Raw genomic sequence first — 675 nt, forward strand, 5'->3', positions numbered from 1 at the left:
TCCTGGCTTTGTTGTTGGGGGGCCTGGTGGGGGTGGGTTTACTGGGGTTGAGTGGCTGCGGTCGGGCCGGGCAAGGGCTGGTGGTGCTGTTGCTCAGTTTGGCGGCCTGGCAAAGTCTGGCTATCGGCTCCCCCAGTCGCATCGGCATTGCGGAGCAGCATGGAATGCTCTTTCTGTGGGGCTGCGGCCTGGGGATGGGCTTGGTGGGGATCCCTTTGCTGGGGGTCTTGGCCGAAACAGAAGCCCTGTCGTTGCTGATGGCGCTGGGCCAGGGGTGGAGCGGCATTGCCGCCATAACCTGGGGATCTCGCCTGCTGGAGATGGGATCCCAGCCGGATCTCCCTTGGCAGGTGCTGTTGCCGGTGGGGCTGGCCGCCCTCAGCTTGGTGGCAGGCACTGTGCCGCTCTTGACCGCCTCAGAAGACTCCCCCGGGCTGCTGTCGGCAGTGGGGCATGGGGTGGGGTGGCTGGTGGCGTTGGCGCTGGCCTTGGCCTTGACCCGCAACGGCCTATACCAGGATCCCTTCTGGGCCTTGCTCTACGGGGTGGGGGTGCTGCTCTCGTGGGCCTTGCTTGCCTTGGAAAACCAGATGGGACAGGGGATCCCTGCGCCAGGGGAACCTGCTCATGTCAGCGGGCCGGAGGCTTTAGCCGGTCGCGTCAGCGTTGCAGAGC

1 pseudogene is annotated in these 675 nt (G+C 65.9%); it reads left to right on the forward strand.

Annotated elements, in window-relative coordinates:
• Positions 1–675 (forward strand): annotated as a pseudogene (locus NW819_RS01360) (hypothetical protein); the annotation flags it as partial.

The organism is Synechococcus sp. R8-2 (assembly GCF_047461715.1).
Taxonomy (GTDB): Bacteria; Cyanobacteriota; Cyanobacteriia; order Thermostichales; family Thermostichaceae; genus Thermostichus.